This window comes from Halogranum gelatinilyticum (genome assembly GCF_900103715.1).
Lineage (GTDB): Archaea > Halobacteriota > Halobacteria > Halobacteriales > Haloferacaceae > Halogranum > Halogranum gelatinilyticum.
The window spans coordinates 283,539-301,949 of the sequence record NZ_FNHL01000001.1 but is presented as its reverse complement, the minus strand read 5'-3'; the positions used below and the strand labels follow the sequence as shown (position 1 = coordinate 301,949).

Annotated in this window: 14 protein-coding genes and 2 tRNA genes; 7 read left to right on the top strand and 9 right to left on the bottom strand. The window is 65.7% G+C overall.

All coding sequences use genetic code 11. From position 1 onward, the window contains the following. Positions 1–40: 40 nt before the first annotated feature. The 4 genes from hutH to hutU are packed head-to-tail and all read right to left on the bottom strand — an operon-like array spanning position 41 to position 5,626. Positions 41–1,642, bottom strand: coding sequence for a histidine ammonia-lyase (gene hutH / locus BLR57_RS01485; protein ID WP_089693424.1), 1,602 nt, complete (start codon positions 1,640–1,642; stop codon positions 41–43). Next, positions 1,635–2,858 (bottom strand): imidazolonepropionase, encoded by a 1,224-nt coding sequence (gene hutI / locus BLR57_RS01480; protein WP_089693422.1) that lies wholly within the window; start codon positions 2,856–2,858, stop codon positions 1,635–1,637. The genes hutH and hutI overlap by 8 nt, the downstream gene beginning before the upstream one ends. After that, the gene (gene hutG, locus BLR57_RS01475; protein ID WP_089693420.1) at positions 2,851–3,825 is read right to left on the bottom strand and encodes a formimidoylglutamase; all 975 of its coding nucleotides are present in this window, start codon (positions 3,823–3,825) and stop codon (positions 2,851–2,853) included. The genes hutI and hutG overlap by 8 nt, the downstream gene beginning before the upstream one ends. Further along, entirely contained in the window at positions 3,818–5,626 is a 1,809-nt protein-coding gene (gene hutU, locus BLR57_RS01470; RefSeq protein WP_089693418.1) for a urocanate hydratase, read from the bottom strand. The genes hutG and hutU overlap by 8 nt, the downstream gene beginning before the upstream one ends. 87 nt (positions 5,627–5,713) lie before the next feature. Between hutU and BLR57_RS01465 the strand changes: the two genes are divergently transcribed. Then, complete coding sequence (locus tag BLR57_RS01465) at positions 5,714–6,373, top strand: helix-turn-helix domain-containing protein (RefSeq protein WP_089693416.1); 660 nt, start codon at positions 5,714–5,716, stop codon at positions 6,371–6,373. Between the two features lie 50 nt (positions 6,374–6,423). Beyond that, positions 6,424–6,828 carry a DUF8146 domain-containing protein gene (locus BLR57_RS01460; protein WP_089693414.1) on the top strand — a complete coding sequence of 135 codons (405 nt, stop codon included), beginning with the start codon at positions 6,424–6,426 and terminating at the stop codon, positions 6,826–6,828. On the opposite strand, the gene BLR57_RS01455 is transcribed toward BLR57_RS01460, so the two are convergent. After that, the gene (locus BLR57_RS01455) at positions 6,825–7,280 is read right to left on the bottom strand and encodes a DUF5814 domain-containing protein (RefSeq protein WP_089693412.1); all 456 of its coding nucleotides are present in this window, start codon (positions 7,278–7,280) and stop codon (positions 6,825–6,827) included. The two genes, BLR57_RS01460 and BLR57_RS01455, sit on opposite strands and share 4 nt — an antisense overlap. A gap of 147 nt (positions 7,281–7,427) precedes the next feature. Between BLR57_RS01455 and BLR57_RS01450 the strand changes: the two genes are divergently transcribed. Next, positions 7,428–7,500 (top strand) — tRNA-His (locus tag BLR57_RS01450). Positions 7,501–7,755: 255 nt separating this feature from the next. Here the strand turns inward: BLR57_RS01450 and BLR57_RS01445 are convergent. After that, positions 7,756–8,943 carry a M50 family metallopeptidase gene (locus tag BLR57_RS01445; RefSeq protein ID WP_089693410.1) on the bottom strand — a complete coding sequence of 396 codons (1,188 nt, stop codon included), beginning with the start codon at positions 8,941–8,943 and terminating at the stop codon, positions 7,756–7,758. Positions 8,944–9,038: 95 nt separating this feature from the next. On the opposite strand from BLR57_RS01445, the gene BLR57_RS01440 reads away from it, so the two are divergent. Next, a complete protein-coding gene (locus tag BLR57_RS01440; protein WP_089693408.1) occupies positions 9,039–9,419 on the top strand; it encodes a cupin domain-containing protein in 381 nt (126 codons plus the stop codon). On the opposite strand, the gene BLR57_RS01435 is transcribed toward BLR57_RS01440, so the two are convergent. Next, positions 9,420–9,608, bottom strand: coding sequence for a DUF8106 domain-containing protein (locus BLR57_RS01435; protein ID WP_089693406.1), 189 nt, complete (start codon positions 9,606–9,608; stop codon positions 9,420–9,422). 190 nt (positions 9,609–9,798) lie between these two features. Between BLR57_RS01435 and BLR57_RS01430 the strand changes: the two genes are divergently transcribed. The 3 genes from BLR57_RS01430 to BLR57_RS01420 all read left to right on the top strand — a co-directional run bounded on the left by BLR57_RS01430 (position 9,799) and on the right by BLR57_RS01420 (position 13,947). After that, positions 9,799–11,856 (top strand): DEAD/DEAH box helicase, encoded by a 2,058-nt coding sequence (locus tag BLR57_RS01430; protein WP_089693404.1) that lies wholly within the window; start codon positions 9,799–9,801, stop codon positions 11,854–11,856. Between the two features lie 126 nt (positions 11,857–11,982). Continuing rightward, positions 11,983–13,815 (top strand): SLC13 family permease, encoded by a 1,833-nt coding sequence (locus BLR57_RS01425; RefSeq protein ID WP_089693402.1) that lies wholly within the window; start codon positions 11,983–11,985, stop codon positions 13,813–13,815. A 59-nt stretch (positions 13,816–13,874) separates the two neighbouring features. Continuing rightward, positions 13,875–13,947 (top strand) — tRNA-Pro (locus tag BLR57_RS01420). A 524-nt stretch (positions 13,948–14,471) separates the two neighbouring features. Here BLR57_RS01420 and BLR57_RS01415 read toward each other — a convergent pair. Together BLR57_RS01415 and nasA are read right to left on the bottom strand one after the other, a co-directional pair. After that, on the bottom strand, positions 14,472–15,770 hold the full coding sequence (locus tag BLR57_RS01415; RefSeq protein WP_089693399.1) for an MFS transporter: 1,299 nt from the start codon (positions 15,768–15,770) through the stop codon (positions 14,472–14,474). A gap of 453 nt (positions 15,771–16,223) precedes the next feature. After that, positions 16,224–18,305, bottom strand: coding sequence for an assimilatory nitrate reductase NasA (gene nasA / locus BLR57_RS01410; protein WP_089693397.1), 2,082 nt, complete (start codon positions 18,303–18,305; stop codon positions 16,224–16,226). Positions 18,306–18,411 lie beyond the last annotated feature (106 nt).

Here is an 18,411-nt window from a genome sequence, read left to right as displayed (position 1 = left end):
CGCGAGTCGGGACGTCGACTGCGGTTTCCGTTTCTTTTCCTTATTCCAACGACTCCGACAGCACCGCCTCCAGCCGCTCGTCCAGTAACCCGTCAGCGACGAGCGACGCGACCGCCTCGATGTCGGGATGCGGCGGCCGGTCGTCGACCAGCGGCGGCACGACCTCGCGGACGGTCTCGTAGACCGCACCGGTACCCGGCGCGTGCGTCAGCGTGTCGTCGACGAACTCCGACGCCTGCGCCGCACAGAGCAGTTCGATGGCGACGACGGTCCGCACGCGCTCGGCCACGCGTCGGGCGGCGAAGGCCGACGTCGCGCTCATGCTGACGTGGTCCTCCTGCCCGCCGCTGACGGGCGTGTTGTCCATCGACGGCCGCCCCTCGGAGCGACACTCGTTGAGGAGCGCGACGGCGGTGTACTGCGGAATCATGTAGCCCGACTGGAAGCCGCTGTCGGCGGTGAGGAAGGGTGGGAGATGCGGCTCCTGCAGGTTCGGGTTGACCATGCGGTCCACCCGGCGTTCGGAGATGGCGGCGAGTTCGGTGAGCGCGTTGACGGCGTAGTCGAGGCGGAGCGCGAGCGGCTCGCCGTGGAAGTTCCCGCCCGAAATCACTGCCCCGACCTCGGTGCCGCTCGCCCGCTCGTCGACCTGCTCGCGGGCGAAGACCAGCGGGTTGTCGGTCGCGCTGTTGAGTTCGACGGCGACCGCCTCGCGGAGGTGGCCGACTGCATCGCGGACCGCACCGTGGACCTGCGGGATGCACCGCAGGCAGTAGGCGTCCTGCACCCGGTCGCAGTTGCGGTGGGATTCGACGATTTCCGACCCTTCTGTGAGTCGTTTGACGTTGCGCGCCGTCGCTTGCTGGCCCGCATGGGGCCGCGCGGCGTGGACGGCCGGGTCGCAAGAGGCGGTGGTCCCGAGGGTGACTTCGGTCGTCAGCGCGCCCGCTGCGTCGGCGGCGCGGAGGACGCGCTCGGCGTCGACGACGACCATCGCAGCCAGTCCCACAGAGAGTTGGGTCCCGTTGATGAGCGCGAGGCCCTCCTTGGCCTTCAGCGTCAGCGGCTCCAACCCGGCGGCGGCGAGAGCCTCGTCGCCCGAGAGTCGCCGAGTCTCGGAGCCATCCGCGCTGTCGACGTCGGCCACGCCCTCCCCGAGCAGGACGAGTGCCATATGTGCAAGCGGTGCGAGGTCGCCGCTGGCTCCGAGACTCCCCCTCGATTTCACGACCGGATGCACCCCCGCGTTGAGCATCGTCACGAGATGGTCGACGACGACTTCGCGGATTCCGGAGTAGCCCTTCGCGAGCGCGTTGACGCGGGTCACGAGCATCGCGCGGACTTCCTCGCGAGCCAGTTCGCGACCCGCACCGGCCGCGTGGCTTCTGACGAGGTTGGTCTGGAGCCCTTCGAGCTTCTCGCGGGGGATGTGGGTGTCGACGAGTTCGCCGAAGCCGGTGTTGACGCCGTAGACCGGGTCGCCCTCGTCGACGATGTGTTCGATACGCTCGCGGGAATCGCGAATGGCCTCGCGTGCCTCGGCGGCCAGTTCCACGGACGCGTCGTGACGGGCGACGGCGACGACCTGCTCGGGCGTGAGCGACTCGCCGTCGAGGGTGAGTGGTCCGGTTGGCTCAGACATGGACGACGTCACCTCCCTTCAGGACGGCCGCCACGGGATTCACGCCGACGTTGTACGGGATATGCCGGTACGACGGCGCGTCGAGGACGACGAGGTCCGCGGGCGCGCCCTCGCGGAGCGTGCCGAGTCCCCCCTCGCGGTTCAACGCCCGCGCGCCGCCCTCGGTGGCGGCGACCAGTGCCTCGGCGGGGGTGAGCTTCATGCCCGTGCAAGCCAGCGCGACGGCGAAGGGCATACTCTGGGAGTAACAGTTCGGGTTGAAGTCGGTGGCGACGGCGACGTGTGCGCCAGCATCGAGGAACGCGCGGGCGTCGGCGTACTCGGTGTCCAGCGTGAAGGCCGTCCCCGGCAGGAAGACGGGCGTTACGTCGGCGGCGACGAGCGTCTGGACGTCCGTCTCGGTCGCTTGCAGGAGATGGTCGGCACTCGCCGCGCCGACCTCGACTGCGAGTTTGGCTCCTCCCAAGTGGACGAACTCCTCGGCGTGGACCTTCGGCGTCAAGCCGTGCTCGATGCCTGCTTCGAGGACGCGCCGCGATTGGTCGACCGAGAACACCCCCTCCTCGCAGAAGACGTCACAGAATTCCGCGACTCCCTGTGTTTCCACTGCGGGCAACTGCTCGGAGACGACTTCCTCGACGTAGTCGTCGGCGTCGCGCCCCTCAGGGACCGCGTGGGCACCCATGAACGTCGCGACGACGTCGACCGGATGTTGCTCGTCGGCGCGGCGGACGGCGTCGAGCATCCGGAGTTCCGTCTCCGTGTCGAGACCGTAGCCCGACTTGACCTCGACCGTCGTCGTCCCGTGCGAGAGCATGGTGTCGAGATGCGAGAGCAAGTCCGCGAGCAGTTCGTCGTCGCTCGCCTCGCGGGTCGCCCGGACGGTCCGGAGGATGCCGCCACCCTCGGCCATGATCTCCTGGTAGGTCTTGCCCCGTAGTTTGGCCTCGAACTCGTCGGAGCGGTCGCCCGCGAAGCAGGCGTGGGTGTGCGAGTCGACGAAGCCCGGAACGACGCTTCGGCCACTGGCGTCGACGGTGTAGCGGGCGTTCTCGGGCGGATACTCGCGAACGACCTCGTCGGTCGGGCCGACGGCGACGACACGGCCGTCCTCGACGGCGACGGCGGCGTCCTCGACCCGCTGGAGCGGGGTCTGTGTTCCCTCGGCGACGACGACTTCGGCGGCGTCGTGGACGACGGCAGTGAGTTCACTCATCGTGACCTCCATTCCCTGCGTAGCCAGCGAGGAAATGTGCGACGGCGCGGCCACCGGCCGACGCAGTCAGCCCGTTTCGGTCCAACGGTGGTGCGCACTCGACCACCTCAAAGCCCGATGCTCGGGGGTCGCCCGCAAGTCGCCGGAGCAGCCAGAACAGTTCGCGCGTCGTCAGGCCGCCGGGCGTCGGTGCCGACACGCCGGGGGCGGCCGCGGCGTCGAGCACGTCGAGGTCGACGCTGACGTACACGTAGTCGACGTCGCCGAGGGCGTCGAGTGCGCGGTCGGCGGCAGCGAGCGGGTCGTCGCCGACCGCCTCGGCGGTGACGATGTCGCCGCCCATCTCGCGGACGTAGTCGGCGTAAATGGTCGACGTCTCGAAGTGCCGCGCCCCGAGACAGGCGTAGCCGTCGAGTCCCGCCTCCAACAGCTGGCGGTAGGGCGTCCCGCTCGTCGCGTCGGTACGGACCTCGCGGACGTCGAGGTGGGCGTCGAGGTTGACGACGCCGACGCGTCCTCGACTCAAGAGTGGGGCGACGTTCGGGAACGTCAGCGAGTTGTCGCCGCCGAGGAAGACCGGCAGGGCGTCGAGACCGTGAACGAGCTCGGTCGTCTCGCGGAGGCGAGCCTGTCTGTCGGCGACCGGTGTTCCGGCCGAGTGCTCGCGCGTCCCGCCGAGTCCGTCGACGTCACCGAGGTCGCCGACGCCGAGCCCGTCGACGCCCCCGACCGGCCCGGTACCGTAGTGGTGCGTCTTGCTCCGGGTGAGTGCCGCGCGGAGTGCGGCCGGTCCCTTCTCGGCACCGGGACGTCCGATGACGCCCCGGTCGAACGGTTCGCCGACGAGGACGACGTCGAACGCCCTGGCTTCGTCGATGCTGGTCGCCTCGACGACGTGGCCGAACTGCTCGTCGTTGGGGTCCGACGACGTCCCCTGCCAGGTGAACGAGTGGCTGAACTCACTCATCGTCTCGTGCTGCCTCCCGCATCGGAATTCGGACGTTCGACCGCTCGGCTTCGTCCAGTGCCTCCTCGTAGCCCGCGTCGGCGTGGCGAATCACGCCCATGCCGGGGTCAGTGGTGAAGACGCGGCGGGCCTTCTCGGCCGCGAGGTCCGAGCCGTCGAGGACGACGTGGTTGTTCGTGTGCAGCGAGTTGCCGATGCCGACGCCGCCGCCGTCGTGGACGCTGACGATGTCGGCTCCGGCCGCGCAGTTGAGCAGTGCGTTGAGGATGGGCCAGTCGGCAACGGCGTCGGTGCCATCCTTCATCGCCTCCGTCTCGCGGTGGGGACTGGCGACGCTGCCCGCGTCGAGGTGGTCGCGGGTGACGACGATGGGAGCACTGATCTCGCCGTCACGGACGAGCTCGTTGATACGGAGCGCGAACGTCGCGCGTTCGGTCAGTCCGTCGCTGTCGGTGGAGTACCCCAGCCAACAGACGCGACTCGGCAGTCCCTGGAACGCGACCTGCTCGTGGGCGAGGTCGATCCAGCGGTGCAGGTGGTCCTTCTCGGGGAACAGCTCTTTGACCGCTTCGTCGGTGCGGTGGATGTCGGCGGGGTCACCCGAGAGCGCGACCCACCGGAACGGTCCCTTGCCGCGACAGAACAGCGGTCGGATGTAGGCCGGGACGAAGCCGGGGAAGTCGAACGGCGAGCGAGACTCCGTCTCGCTGCCCCCCGCGCTACGCGCGGGAACGTTCACCATCCCTCGGTGTTCCTGCACCTGCCCGCGGATGTTGTTCCCGTACTCGAAGGTGACGGCTCCTCTCTCTTGCAAGGCGAGCATCGCCCGGACATGTCGGGCCATCGTGTCGAGGCTCGCCTCGACGTAGCGTTCGGGGTCCTCGTCGCGCAGACGGTCGGCCTCGTCGACGGTGTAGCCCGAGGGATAGTAGCCCTCCAGTTCGTCGTGGGCACTCGTCTGGTCGGTCAGGAAGTCGGGGACGAAGTCGCGTTCGAGCATCCCCTCCAGCATCTCTGCGGCGTTCATGTGCAGGCCGATGGAGAGCGGTTCGCCCCGTTCGGCTGCATCTTCTGCCAGCCGGATGGCCTCGTCGAGGTCGGCGGTCTTCTCCATGCAGTAGCGCGTCTCGATGCGGCGGTCGATGCGTTCGGCGTCGACCTCGGCGGCGATGCAGACGCCGTGGTTCATCGTCACCGCGAGCGGCTGCGCGCCGCCCATGCCGCCGAGACCGCCGGTGACGGTGATAGTTCCCCGAAGCCCGTCACCGTCGGGGAACTGCTGGCGGCCAGCCTCGGCGAGCGTCTCGTAGGTGCCCTGGAGGATGCCCTGCGTGCCGATGTAGGCCCACGACCCCGCGGTCATCTGGCCGTACATGATCTTGCCCTCGGCTTCGAGTTCGTGGAAGTGTTCCCAGTTGTCCCACTTGCCGACGAGGTTGGAGTTGGCGATGAGCACCCGTGGCGCGCGCTCGTGGGTGGTGAAGCGGCCGACGGGCTTGCCCGACTGAATCAGGAGAGTCTCGTCGTCCGCGAGGTCCCGAAGCTCCGCGAGGATGGCGTCGTAGGCGTCCCACGAGCGGGCCGCGCGGCCCGTCCCGCCGTAGACGACGAGGCGTTCGGGGTCCTCGGCGACGTCGGGGTCGAGGTTGTTGTTCAGCATCCGCAACGCGGCTTCCTGTCGCCAGCCCTGACACTCGATGTCGGTCCCGGTGGGCGCGCCCTGATACCGACGCCACTCGGCGCTCGGTTCGCCCAGTCGGTCGGCCGGTTTCGGAGCCTTCGGAGGACTGTGTCCGCTCATATCCCTAGAAGGTAGTGCCGGACGCGCAAATACTGCACCCCCCGCGTGCGGCGGGGTATTTATCTACTCGGCGGCGTCTGTTCGTCCATGTACGAGGCGACGTTCCGCGTCGCGGACGCGGGGTTCTACGCGGCGGCGACGGCCGAGACCGACGCCCGCATCGAACTGTGGTGCAACGACCACTGTGACCTGCTGCACGTCACGACCGGCGGCGACAGCGACGCCGCCGAGACCGTCGCGGCCCACGTCGAGGACCTGGTGGGCATCCGCGACCGACTCGCGACGGCGGACGAACTGGTACTCGTCACGAGCGACTGCCTGCGGTCGCACGACTCGACGTCCGTGGAGACGTATCTCGCCCGCAACGACTGTCTGTTGCTGCCGCCGCTGCGGTACGGCCGCGGCGCGAAGTTCGTCCGCGTCCTCGCGCTCGACCCGGCGGCACTCTCGGCCTGTTACCGCGACCTCGTTGCCGACGGCTACACCGTCGACGTCGAGTCGAAACGGGAGGTCACCTCGGTCCGGCAGGACGCGCCGCTCTTGACGCTGGCCGACGTGTTGCCGACGTTGACCGAGCGACAGCGGCAGGTCCTCCACACAGCCGTCGACGGTGGCTACTACGAGATTCCGCGGGAGACGACGACAGAGGCCATCGCAGCGGCCGTCGGCGTCGAACGTCGGACGGCCGAAGAACATCTCAGACGTGCGGAGAACAAGCTCGTGGCGAGCCTCGTGAGCTATCTGTGAGGCTCGTCTGACAAACGGTTAAGTGGTTGGCAGCGCGACCTGAGACAACGATGGGCAACAAGAACAAGACCATCTCGTTTCGGGTCAACGAGGACGCCTTCGAGACCCTCCGGGAGATCGCCGAGGAACGCGATATCTCGCTCTCGGCGGTCTTCCGCGACTACGTGGACATGCTCGTTGCCCACGACGGTCAGGTCCGCGTCATCCCCGAACACGAACTGGACGACATGGACGTGGACGACGAACCGAGCTTCCCGCCGAAAGTCGAAGTGCCGAAGAGCTTCATCCGCGAACACGAGCGGCTCGAACTCGAAGCCGACCATCTGCGCGAACAGCTCGAAGAGCACAAACGCTACGTGACTCACTTGCGCGAACAGCTCGACGAGGAGGAGGAAGTCATCTTCCTCGAAGACCTCGACGGCGAGTCCGAGGAGTCGCCGTACCGACTGGGTTAACCGCTCAGTTCCCGCTTCGCTCTCGCTGCCTTCTGTTCCATCTCCCGGTTGCCGTCGACGTCGGCGAGTGCCTCGACCGCCTCCAGCGTCCGGACCGACTGGTCGAGAAACGAGAGGATGTCGCCCGGATACGCATAGAGCATATAGTCGTCGGTCATCACGTCGACGATGGCGTCGGGACCGAGTCCCTGCGCGCGGAGTTCGAGTAGATACTGGATGAACTTCCGCTCGGGGTGGCCGCAGTAGGGGTTGTCCTCGCAGTCGCAGTCGAGGAAGTCCTGTGCGAAGTCGAGGACGCGCTCTTGGGTCGCGTCGTCGAGTTTCGTCAGCCCCTCGCCGGTGAACACGAGGTCCAGCGTCGCTCCCTTGAACGCGCCCTTGGGGATGTTGGCCTCTAACTGGGAGGAGATCTGGCGGTGGTTCTTCAGGTAGATTTTGTCCGTGATGGCCACGCTTGGCGTGTCGTAGGACGCTCGCCGTCAAAAGACCGACGCTTCGGTCGACCGCCCGGCGTCGCCGACGCGGACCGTGGGTAATCGACGCACACGAGGGTGGAAGTCGTAACGTATTTGAGCGAAACCGGAGTAGAAGTGGGTGTGTCCGGGTTGGGGTAGTGGACCATCCTTCAGCCTTGTGGAGGCTGAGACGCGGGTTCGATTCTCGCACCTGGACCTTTTCACGAACTCACTCCCCACGAGCGTACGCTCACGTCAGTGAGCGTCGCGAGTAACGACGTGATGAGTGAAGCGTTCGACGGAGAGAATCGAAGCAGGGAGGTCGTGCGCAGCGAACGAAAGTGAGCGACCGTTTCTCGGAGGTTCGATTCTCGCACCTGGACCTTCTTCCGAACGTTTCTCAGTGAGCGTGTGCTCGCGTCAGCGAGCACCGCGAACGGACATCAAGTGAGGAGAAGTCTTGACTGAGAGCTTACCGCGCGTCGAACGGCGACGCCTGCTCACCGACCGGGTCACGCAGTGACGACGCGCTCAGCGAGCCGGTCGTCTGGATGATGTTGAAGGCGGTCATGAGGTCCGTCCGGGAGACGAGACCGACCAGTTCGCCGTCGACGTCGACGACGGGTAGACGGCCGACGTTGTGTTCCTGCATCGTCGAGAGTGCCTCCATCGCGCCGGCGTCGGGCGTGATGCTCGTGATGTCGTCGGCCATGACGTCGGTGACGCGGTAGGCGTCGCGTTCGACCTCCTTGATGCCGCGGGCGTCGTTGAGCGTGACCATCCCGACGAGTTGGCCGTGGCGCATGACCGGGTAGCCCGTGTGCCGTTCACGGAACATCTGGTCCATCAACTGGGCGATGCTGGTGTCCTCGGTGACGGTGTGGAGGTCCTCGCGAGTGGTCATGATGTCGCGGACGACGACGTTCTCGAAGGCCGCCTTCATCACCGTCTGCTGGGCCTCGCTGGAGGCACCGATGTAGATGAAGAAGGCGAGTGCGACGAGAAACAGGTTCGCGAAGAGCCCGAAGATACCGAGCATGAAGGCGAACACCTTGCCGACCTCGGCGGCGATCTGCGTCGCGCGGGCGTGCGGCCGGTTGCGGGCGAGCAGTGCCCGGAGGACGCGGCCGCCGTCCATCGGGAATCCGGGGAGCATGTTGAAGACGGCGAGGGCGACGTTCGTCATCGCGAGATAGCCGAGGACGAACTTCGCGGCCGCTTGGCTGCCGGGGACGACGACGAAGGCAGCGTAGGAGACAACACCGATAGCGATGCTGACGAGGGGACCGGCGATGGCGATGTAGAACTCCTGTTTCCAGTCCTCGGGAATGTCGGTGAAGCGCGCGACACCACCGAACAGCCAGAGGGTGATGGACTCGATCTCGAAGCCGAAGCGCATGGCGACGAGCGAGTGGCCGAACTCGTGGAGCAGAACACCGGCGAACAGCCCGAGCGCGGCGACGATGCCGACGATCCACGACATCGAGCCGGCGGTCAGCGGGCCGGTCGCGATGCTGGAGCCGAACAGGTCGTTGATGATGCCCGTCAGGTTCGCCACGTCGGTCCCGATGAGATAGGCGAAGAACGGTAATACTAGAAGAAACGTGATGTCGAGTTTGATGGGGATGCCGAACGCACTCCCGATCCGAATACCTCTCATACCCCCCACTAATGGACGCGCACTCTTAAACTCGGGCACGGAGACGTGGCTTCCGTCGTCGACAACGCTTACCCGGAAGCGGTTGTATGGGGGGTATGACCGAGTCGAATCCGAAGCCAGTCATCAAGCGCGCGACCGACGTTGAGTACGAACCCGTCGGGGCCGCAGACGGGATGTCGAAAGGCGTCCTCATCGACGAATCGGACGGCGCGCCGCATTTCGCCATCCGGCGGTTCACCCTCGAACCGGGCGCGTCGGTCCCGAGACACACGAACGAGGTCGAACACGAACAGTACGTCCTCGCCGGGGAGTACACCGTCGGTATCGGCGACGAGGAGTACACTGTCGCTGCGGGCGACTCGCTTCTCATCCCGGCAGGAGCCGTCCACTGGTACCGCAACGAGGGCGACCTTCGCGGGGCCTTCCTCTGTGCCGTCCCGAACGGCGACGACGCAATCGATCTCGTGGAGGAGTAGTTACAGCCGCCGGGTGACCGTCGTCTCACACGCCGGACAGACGTACGCCTGTGTCGCGCCGACGGTGTCGGCAGCGTCGGCTTCGATGCGCCAGTCTCCACTGAGGGGGCTTTCGTGTCCACAGGTCGGACAGATGAGCACCGTCTTCGGTGGACGACCGTCCCACCCAGTCCGTACTTCGTTCGACATTCAATTACCCATTCGCCACAGAAGTGTAAATACCTGTCGGACTTGCAGAATTATCTGATTGTTCGTGTTGGAACAAGCCCAGTTTTGTTCATGATCGTTCGAGAGTCCGTGACAAACCGCGACAGGGAGCTGTCGTTCCGCCTCGCACGCGACCGTGTCGCTGAAATACCCCGTCCGCGTACCGAACGCTGTGTCTCAGCAGGTCGCACACGTCGAGACCCTGTTCTTGCACAAAGTGGGCGACAGGTTCCAAGTCGTCGCCATCCGCGACGGCGACCGTGTCTTCCGCGGCGTGCTCGAACTGAAAGAGACGGACGCGGGTCCCCGTCCGGGCAAGTTCCGCAAGAAGAGCGGGTCGAACGAGGAGCCGCGCAGCCCCGGCGAGTTCGTCGACCTCGCCCGGAGCGCCCGCCGTATCCGCATCTCCGACCACACCGAATTCGAGTCGCGCAAGGAGCTCAAAGAGATGCTCTCCGGCTACCAGCTGGAGGCACTCGTCGTCCGGACGTGCCGCTACTGCGCCAACAGCGGCCGCTACTCGCCGATCACCGAGGACACGGCCATCAAGGCCGACCGCGACTACATCTGTCCCGACTGTGCGACCCGCGAACTCGAACGCGAACTCTCGTTCAAGGGCGGGCTGACGAAAGCCGCCCAAGACCGGCTCGAAGACCTCCTGCTCGACGTGCAGGATTTGAGCCGCATCACCAACCTCCTCAAGGGCGACCTCGACCCCGACCTGACGAAGTTCGACGAGATCAGCGCGACCGTCGACGACGTGAACCCCGTCAAGACGGCCGACCTCGACCTCCACCCGAAGCTGAAGGGGATGACGACGGAGCGTTTCGACTCGCTACTCCCCGTCCAGAGCCTCTCGGTCAGAAACGGCCTACTCGACGGCGACGACCAGCTCGTCGTGAGCGCGACGGCGACCGGCAAGACCCTCGTCGGCGAACTCGCTGGCGTCGACCGCGCGCTGAAAGGGAAGGGGAAGCTGCTCTTTCTCGTCCCCCTCGTCGCGCTCGCCAACCAGAAACACGAGGACTTCAAGGAACGCTACAGCGACCTCGGGCTGAACGTCACCATCCGCGTCGGCGCGAGCCGCATCAACGACGACGGCAACCGCTTCGACCCCCACGCCGACGTCATCGTCGGCACCTACGAGGGAATCGACCACGCGCTGCGGACCGGCCGCGACCTCGGCGACATCGGCACCGTCGTCATCGACGAGGTCCACACCCTGAAGGAGGACGAACGCGGCCACCGCCTCGACGGGATGATCTCGCGGCTCAAACACTACTGTGAGACGCGCGCGACGAAGCGCGACGGCTACGACGGCTCGCAGTTCATCTATCTCTCGGCGACCGTCGGCAACCCCGAGTGGCTGGCGAGTCGGCTGAAGGCGACGCTCATCGAGTTCGAAGAGCGGCCGGTCCCCATCGAACGCCATCTGACGTTCATCGACGGCCAGGAGAAAGCTCGCATCGAGAACCGACTCGTCAAACGCGAGTTCGACCGCAAGTCCTCGAAGGACTACCGGGGGCAGACCATCATCTTCACCAACTCCAGACGGCGGTGTCACGAGATCTCCCGGCGACTGGAATACTCGTCGGCTCCCTACCACGCCGGTCTCGACTACGGCCGCCGCAAGCAGGTGGAGCGACAGTTCGGCAACCAGGACCTCGCGGCCGTCGTCACCACGGCTGCTCTCGCTGCTGGGGTCGACTTCCCGGCCTCGCAGGTGGTCTTCGACTCGCTGGCGATGGGTATCGAGTGGCTCTCCGTCCAGGAGTTCAGCCAGATGCTCGGCCGGGCGGGTCGGCCGGACTTCCACGACCGCGGTATCGTCTACATGCTCGTCGAACCCGACTGCACCTACCACGGCAGCATGGAGATGACCGAGGACGAGGTGGCCATCAAACTCCTCAAGGGAGAGATGGAGGACGTCCGCACGCGCTACACCGAGTCCGCCGCCGTCGAGGAGACGCTCGCGAACATCACCGTCGCGGGCAAGAAGGCCAAGCGGCTCAACGACCGGATGCTCGGCGACATCGACACCACCCGGGCGGTCGGTCGCCTCCTGGAGTGGAAGTTCATCGACGGCTTCGAGCCGACGCCGCTCGGCCGCGCCGTGACGCGCCATTTCCTCTCGCCGAAGGACGCCTTCCGCATCCTCGACGGGGTCCGGTCGGGACTCGATCCCTACGCCGTCGTCGCCGAGATGGAACTCGCGGACAACGAGGACTGAGGCTTCGACGATGACGGACGCACGAGCCACGAGCACGGCCACGGCGGCCGGTTTCGGACTGACACTTCCCACATCCTTTTGCCTACCCGTATCGTCGGACAGGCCGTGGTAGCGATAACGTCGGGGATGGTGGTGGTGTTCGCCGTCATCCTCCTCGCGCTCCTGTTCTTCGCGACCGAACCGGTTCCCGTCGACATTACCGCGATCGGCATCATGGTCGTCCTGATGATGGTGCCGCCGGTCTCCGGCGCGCTCGCGTCGGTCGGACTCCTGTCCGCACCCATCGAGACCATCACGCCCGACCAAGGGATATCAGGTTTCGCGAACGCCGCGACGGTCACCGTCCTCGCGATGTTCATCCTCAGTGAGGGCGTCCAGCGGACCGGTGTCGTCCAGATTCTCGGTGCGAAGATTTCGGCACTCACCGGCGACAGCGAGACGAAGCAACTCGGCGCGACCATCGGCGTCGTCGGTCCAATCTCCGGGTTCATCAACAACACTGCCGCCGTCGCCATCCTGCTGCCGATGGTGACGGACCTCGCCGAACGCGGCAAGACGTCGCCCTCGAAACTGTTGATGCCGCTCTCGTTCGCCTCGATGTTCGGCGGGATGCTGACGCTCATCGGCACCTCGACGAACATCCTCGCCTCGGACCTCTCGGCACGCCTCGGCGTCGGCGCGTTCTCCATGTTCGAGTTCACGCAACTGGGACTCGTCGTCTCGCTGTTCGGGGTTGTCTATCTCCTCACGATCGGCCGGTATCTCATCCCCGAACGCATCAAGCCGCAGGTCGACCTGACCGAAGAGTTCGAGATGGCCGACTACCTCACGGAGGTGGCCGTCCGCGAGGACTCGCCGCTCGTGGGCCAGCAGGTCCAGACCGCGCTCGTCGAGACGGAGTTCGACGTCGACCTCATCCAACTCATCCGCGGCGACGAGGTCTTCCTCGAACCGCTGGGTCCGAAGCAGATTCAGGCGGGCGACGTGTTCGCCATCCGAACCGACCGCGACACGCTCGTCGAACTCTTGGAATTCGAGGGGCTGGACCTCGTCCCCGAGGTGACCGTCGACGAGGCCGAACTGGAAGCGGCTGGCGGCGGGCAGAACCTCGTCGAGGTCGTCGTCGCCCCCGGCTCGTCGCTCGTCGGCGAGTCGCTCGCCTCCATGGCGTTCCGCCAACGCTACAACGCGACCGTCCTCGCACTCCGGCGCGGTGGCGAACTCATCCGTCGCCGGATGGACAACATCCCGCTCCGCGTCGGCGACACGCTGCTCGTACAGGCGACGACGGGGAGTATCGAACGGCTGGACGGCAACCGCGACTTCATCGTCGCCCAGGAGATCCAACGGCACGACTTCCGCGAGTCGAAGATCCCCGTCGCCGTCGGCATCGTCGCCGCCGTCGTCGGGCTCGCGGCAGTGAACTTCGTCCCAATCGTCGTCTCGGCACTCGGCGGCGCGCTTGCGATGGTCGCCACGGGCTGTCTGAAGCCCACGGAGGTCTACGACGCCGTCCAGTGGGACGTCATCTTCCTGCTGGCGGGGGTCATCCCGCTCGGCATCGCGATGGAACAGACCGGCGCGGCCACCCTGCTCGCGGAGTTCGTCGTCATGACGGCGACCTATCTCCCGCTACTGGGGGTGCTCGGTGTGTTCTACGTCGTCACCGCGCTCCTGACCAACGTCGTCAGCAACAACGCCAGCGTGGTGCTCATGGTCCCGGTCGCCTTCGAGGCGGCGACGACGCTGGGTGCGAACGCTTTCTCGTTCATCCTCGCGGTGACGTTCGCGGCGAGTACGGCGTTCATGACGCCCGTCGGCTACCAGACGAACCTGTTCGTCTATGGTCCCGGCGGCTACAAGTTCACGGACTACATGCGCGTCGGCGCGCCGCTACAGTTGATCTTCGCAATCGTGACGACGCTCGGCATCGCGTACTTCTTCGGCCTACGGCCCTGAGTGTCACGGACACCGGGGAACGAAACGCTTTACAGGCGGTGCGGGCTTGGTATAGACGCGGGACCGTGGGTTAGCCTGGTATACTTCGGGCCTTGGGTGCCCGTGACCCCGGTTCAAATCCGGGCGGTCCCACTTCTCCACGAACTCACACCGCCGAGCACCGCGTAGCGTGTGCGAGGCTGTCGAGTTCGTGGTGACTGGACGACGGCGGATTTGAAACAGGGAGCGACTGAAAGGAGCGACCGTGGTTCAACATCCGGGCGGTCCCACTTTTGCGAAGCAAAATGGATCCACGAAGGCGAGCGCAGCGAGCCTTCGGCGGTCCCATTTGGTATACTCGCTGTGAGTTACGCATCGGCGTTCTAGCGACTGTTCCACGCTTCGCTTTCTTCGCCCGGAGGTGGTCACTGTGACGACCCGTCTGGACCTCTGAGACGACCGTTGTATCCACCGTGATGCACGGGGAACAAGCGAGTTCAGACGACGCTGCTCGTCGCGGCTCGTCTTGCCGCACCCGGCCAGCGGTGCCACTGACGAGGAAGTTCGTCCGGATTCGGCGAAAAAGTTGATCCGCGAGAACAGTTCCCGAGAGTCAGTTCCCACGGATTCGCACGTAGGGTCCGCGCGGGCGTCTCAGTCGTCTGCGACTACGGACGTCAGTCGTCTGCGACTACGGACGAATCGTCCCGCGTGATGAACCCGTCGTCGCTCGCTCGGCTGGCGATGTGCGGCTGGAACACCCAGGCTGCCAGCAGGACGATGGGAATCATCGAGACGGCCACGACCGAGTAGCCGGTGTGGAGGTTCGGCAGGAACGGTGCGGCGTACACCAGCGGGTAGACGATGCCACCGACCGTCCCGATGCCACCGACGACGCCGGCGACCGCTCCGGAACTGTTCGGGAACATCGCCGGGACCTGCGCGAAGATCGCCCCCTCGGCGAACGCACAGCCCATCCCGACGAGGAACCCGACGCCGACCGCGAGCATCACCTGCCCGCTCAGTCCCGCGAGCGTCATCCCGAACATGGTCAGGACGACGAAACAGAGCGAGACGAACGTCCACTGTTCGCGGTAGCGGCCGGTGAACACCGGGAGGATGTCCTTCTCTTTGCGTGCCAGGAGGTCGCTCACGTATCCACCGACCGGCCGCAACAGTCCGGCCGCAATGGAGAACGTCGCCGCGAACGTCGAGGCAAGCACGAGGTTCTGGGTGTTGAATCCCTCGCGGTAGTAGGTGGCCAGCCAGCCGTTCATCGACAGCTCCAGCCCGAACGTCATCACGTACCCGAACGCGAGGAGGACCGTCCCGTATCGCGTTGCGGTGAAGAACCACTCCTTGGCGGTCGCGCTCTCTTTGGTCGCCTGCCGCTTTTCGGTCGACTTCGCAGCCTCACCAAAGACGAAGTAGACGACCGCGAGTCCGATGGCGACGACCCCGGTGTAGAAGAACGCGGCCCGCCAGTTGGTGTCGAACAGAGGACCACTCCAGCCAGCACCGAACACGCGTGGCAGGATGAGTGCCCCGCCGGCCGCGCCCGCGTTTCCGATGCCAGCGTAGATGCCTTCAGCGGTGCCGAGTTCCTCCTCCTCGAACCACTCGGAGACGTGCTGAATGCCGATGACAAACGTGATCCCTGCCGTTGCGACGATGAGACGCGTCCCGAAGAAGACAGCGTAGGACTCGGCGAACGCGCTCCAGATAGAGAAGACACCGACGTACGCGAGGACGATAGCGAAGACCACCGGCGCGCCGAACTTGTCGGAGAGCCAGCCGGTTAGTATCCGACCGAACGGCGCGAGCCAGATGGCGGCACTCGCGAGGATACCGATCTCCGCGAGCGACAGCCCGAACTCCTCGGCCATCGGTCCGGTGAAGGGAGCGAACGAGAACCAGATCAGGAACGAGAAGTTGAACCCGATCGTCGCCAGGAGCAGCGTCCGGTACTTGGTCATCTTGATCGGACTCTTCACGAGCGGACACCCCCCATCTGACGCGGCCGGGTCGGGAGCAGACGCCCGGTATCGTGAGCGGCTCCGACCGATCGCGTCCGATTCGGACACGTCCCGAGCGACTTACGTTTCACCTTCTGTACGATACGGCGAATCAGTACCGAGATTTCTAATTCCAACACAGTTCAGGCATATATTGTGGTAGTTAATAAGCCACACGGTTGACAAAACTAAAAATATGAGGCTGGATAGTTCTGTTCCATCTAAACTGATTTCTCGCACCGTTGATTACATATATAGAGAGGTGAAATAAAATAGCTAGTATGAACTGGGTGTAGAGTTGTACAATCCATCAATCTCGATAATAGAAACTATCGATTGTTACAGATTGTGTGGCGGACGGTGCCGCCAACTTCGGGAGCGCGTCGACCGCCCGAACCGACGGTCAGTTCGTGATTACTTCGGGAGAACGAGGTCGTCGGTGTCGCGCCGTTCGGGGGCACGCAGACCGACAGCACACTGCTTGAAGTTGGGTTCAGCCGACTCGGGATCGACCTCCGATAGCGTCAGTTCGTTGGCGGCGGCGTTGTGAATCGGGAGCCAGACGACGCCGGGTGGAACGGTGTCGGTCGGGGCGACGTCGACTACCACGCTGGACCGACGGGATTGGAGAACCGTTCGGCCACGGTCGAGAGACTGCAGATGCTCCGCGATCGTCTCGGGGTGAATCCGTGCGGTCGGTCGTCCCACGTCACCGCTGTCGCGTGTTCGGACGCCCGTGTTGTACACGCCGGAGAGTCGGCCGGTCGTCAGAGTGAGCGGATACTCCTCGTCGATCGGTTCGGGGACACGCTGGTGCGTGACGGTGGAGAAGTGCGCCCGACCGGAGTCGGTGTGGAACGACCACTCCCCGTCGTCGTAGTACCGGTATCCGCCCTGACTCTCGAGGTCCGGAGCCGGCCACCTGACCGCGAGCTCGTCGGCCAGTCGGTCGTAGGTGATACCCGAGAGATCCGCCGTCGTGCCGGCTGTCACTCCGCGCAGCTCGTCGAAGACCGCCTCGGGTTCGACCGGTGGGGAGGCGAACAGGTCGGAGTCGATCCGGTTGCCGATAGCCGCGATGATGTCGATATCCGTCCGGGCCGCACCCGGCGGGTCGGCCGTCGCAGTGACCCTGGACACTCGACGTTCCATGTTGATCGTCGTGCCCTCCGACTCTCCCCACGTCGCCGCCGGCAACACCACGTCGGCACACGCGACGGTGTCCGAGGAGAACGCGTCTTGCACGACGAGAAACACGTCGTCGAGGGCGCGCCTGACGTGGCTCGCGTCGGGCATCCCCGCCACCGGGTTGGTCGCGACCGTCCAGCAGACGTCGATGCTCCCGCGGGCGAGTTCGTCGACGATGCGGACGAAACCGGGACCGGGAGACGACGGCAAGCGGCTGAGCGGAACGTCCCACGTGTCGGCGACCGCCTTGCGGTTCTCTATCTCGGTGAACTCCCGGTAGCCGGGCCAGGTCCCTTTCGAGGCGCAGACGCGGTTCCCCATGGAGTTGGCCTGCCCCGTCAGTGAGAACGGTCCGGTCCCGGGGCCGAGGTTACCCGTCGCCAGACAGAGGTCGATGAGTGCCCGTGCCGTTCCGGTCCCCTGGATGCTCTGGTTGACGCCCATCCCCCAGTACAGTATCGTGGGGGCGTCGAGCACCGCCGCCATCGTTTCGACCTGCTCGACCGGCACATCCGCCGTCTCGGCCGCCGCCTCGACATCGGGCAGCGACTCGACCATTTCCTCGAAGCCCGTCGTGTGGGGCCCGACGAACGCGGTATCGATGTTGCCGGTCTCGAAGATATGGGCCAGTACTGCTCGGGCCAGCGCGAGGTCGGTCCCCGGTTCGGGCTGGATGTGGACGTCTGCGGCCCTCGCTGTCTCCGTCTCGACCGGGTCGATGACCACCAGCTGACCTGCCTCGTCGTCGGCACTGTTCGTAATCCAGCGGTGTAACACCGGGTGGGCGATGGCCGGATTGGCACCCCACACGAGGTGGGTCTGCGCCTGCGGGATGTCGTCGTACGTCGGTGGGGGCGCGTCGCTGCCGAAGGCCTGGTAGTATGCGGTGACAGCCGAGGCCATACACAGCGTCGTGTTGGCGTCGTAGTGCCGGGTGCCGAACCCGCCGCGGGCGACTTTTCCCAGCGCGTACGCTGCCTCGTTCGTCTGCTGTCCGCTCCCCAACACGGCGACGTTGTCGTTGCCGTCGCGGAGTGCCTCGATGAGCCGCGTGCTCACGACGCCGAGTGCGGTGTCCCAGTCCGTCGGCTGGAGCGTCCCGCCGCGCCGGATCATCGGCTCGGTCAGCCGCTCCCCCTCGGGAGCGACCGTCTCGCGGACGCCACGCCGACATTTCAGCCCGTTGCTCGTCGGATGGTCGGGGTCACCGCGCACCTCCGTGACGCCGTGGTCGTCCGCGTCGCTCCGCTGGCGGTAGCCACAGCCGACCGCACACCGCATACACGTCGTCGGTTGCCACTCTGTCATCTCGGGATGGAACTCGAGCGATACTCGTCGCCGCGCTTGGACGGCTCAGTCGGTTCGACAGTGTCTGGACAAAAAACCACGGTTGGAGTGTCGGCAGTGCTCTAGT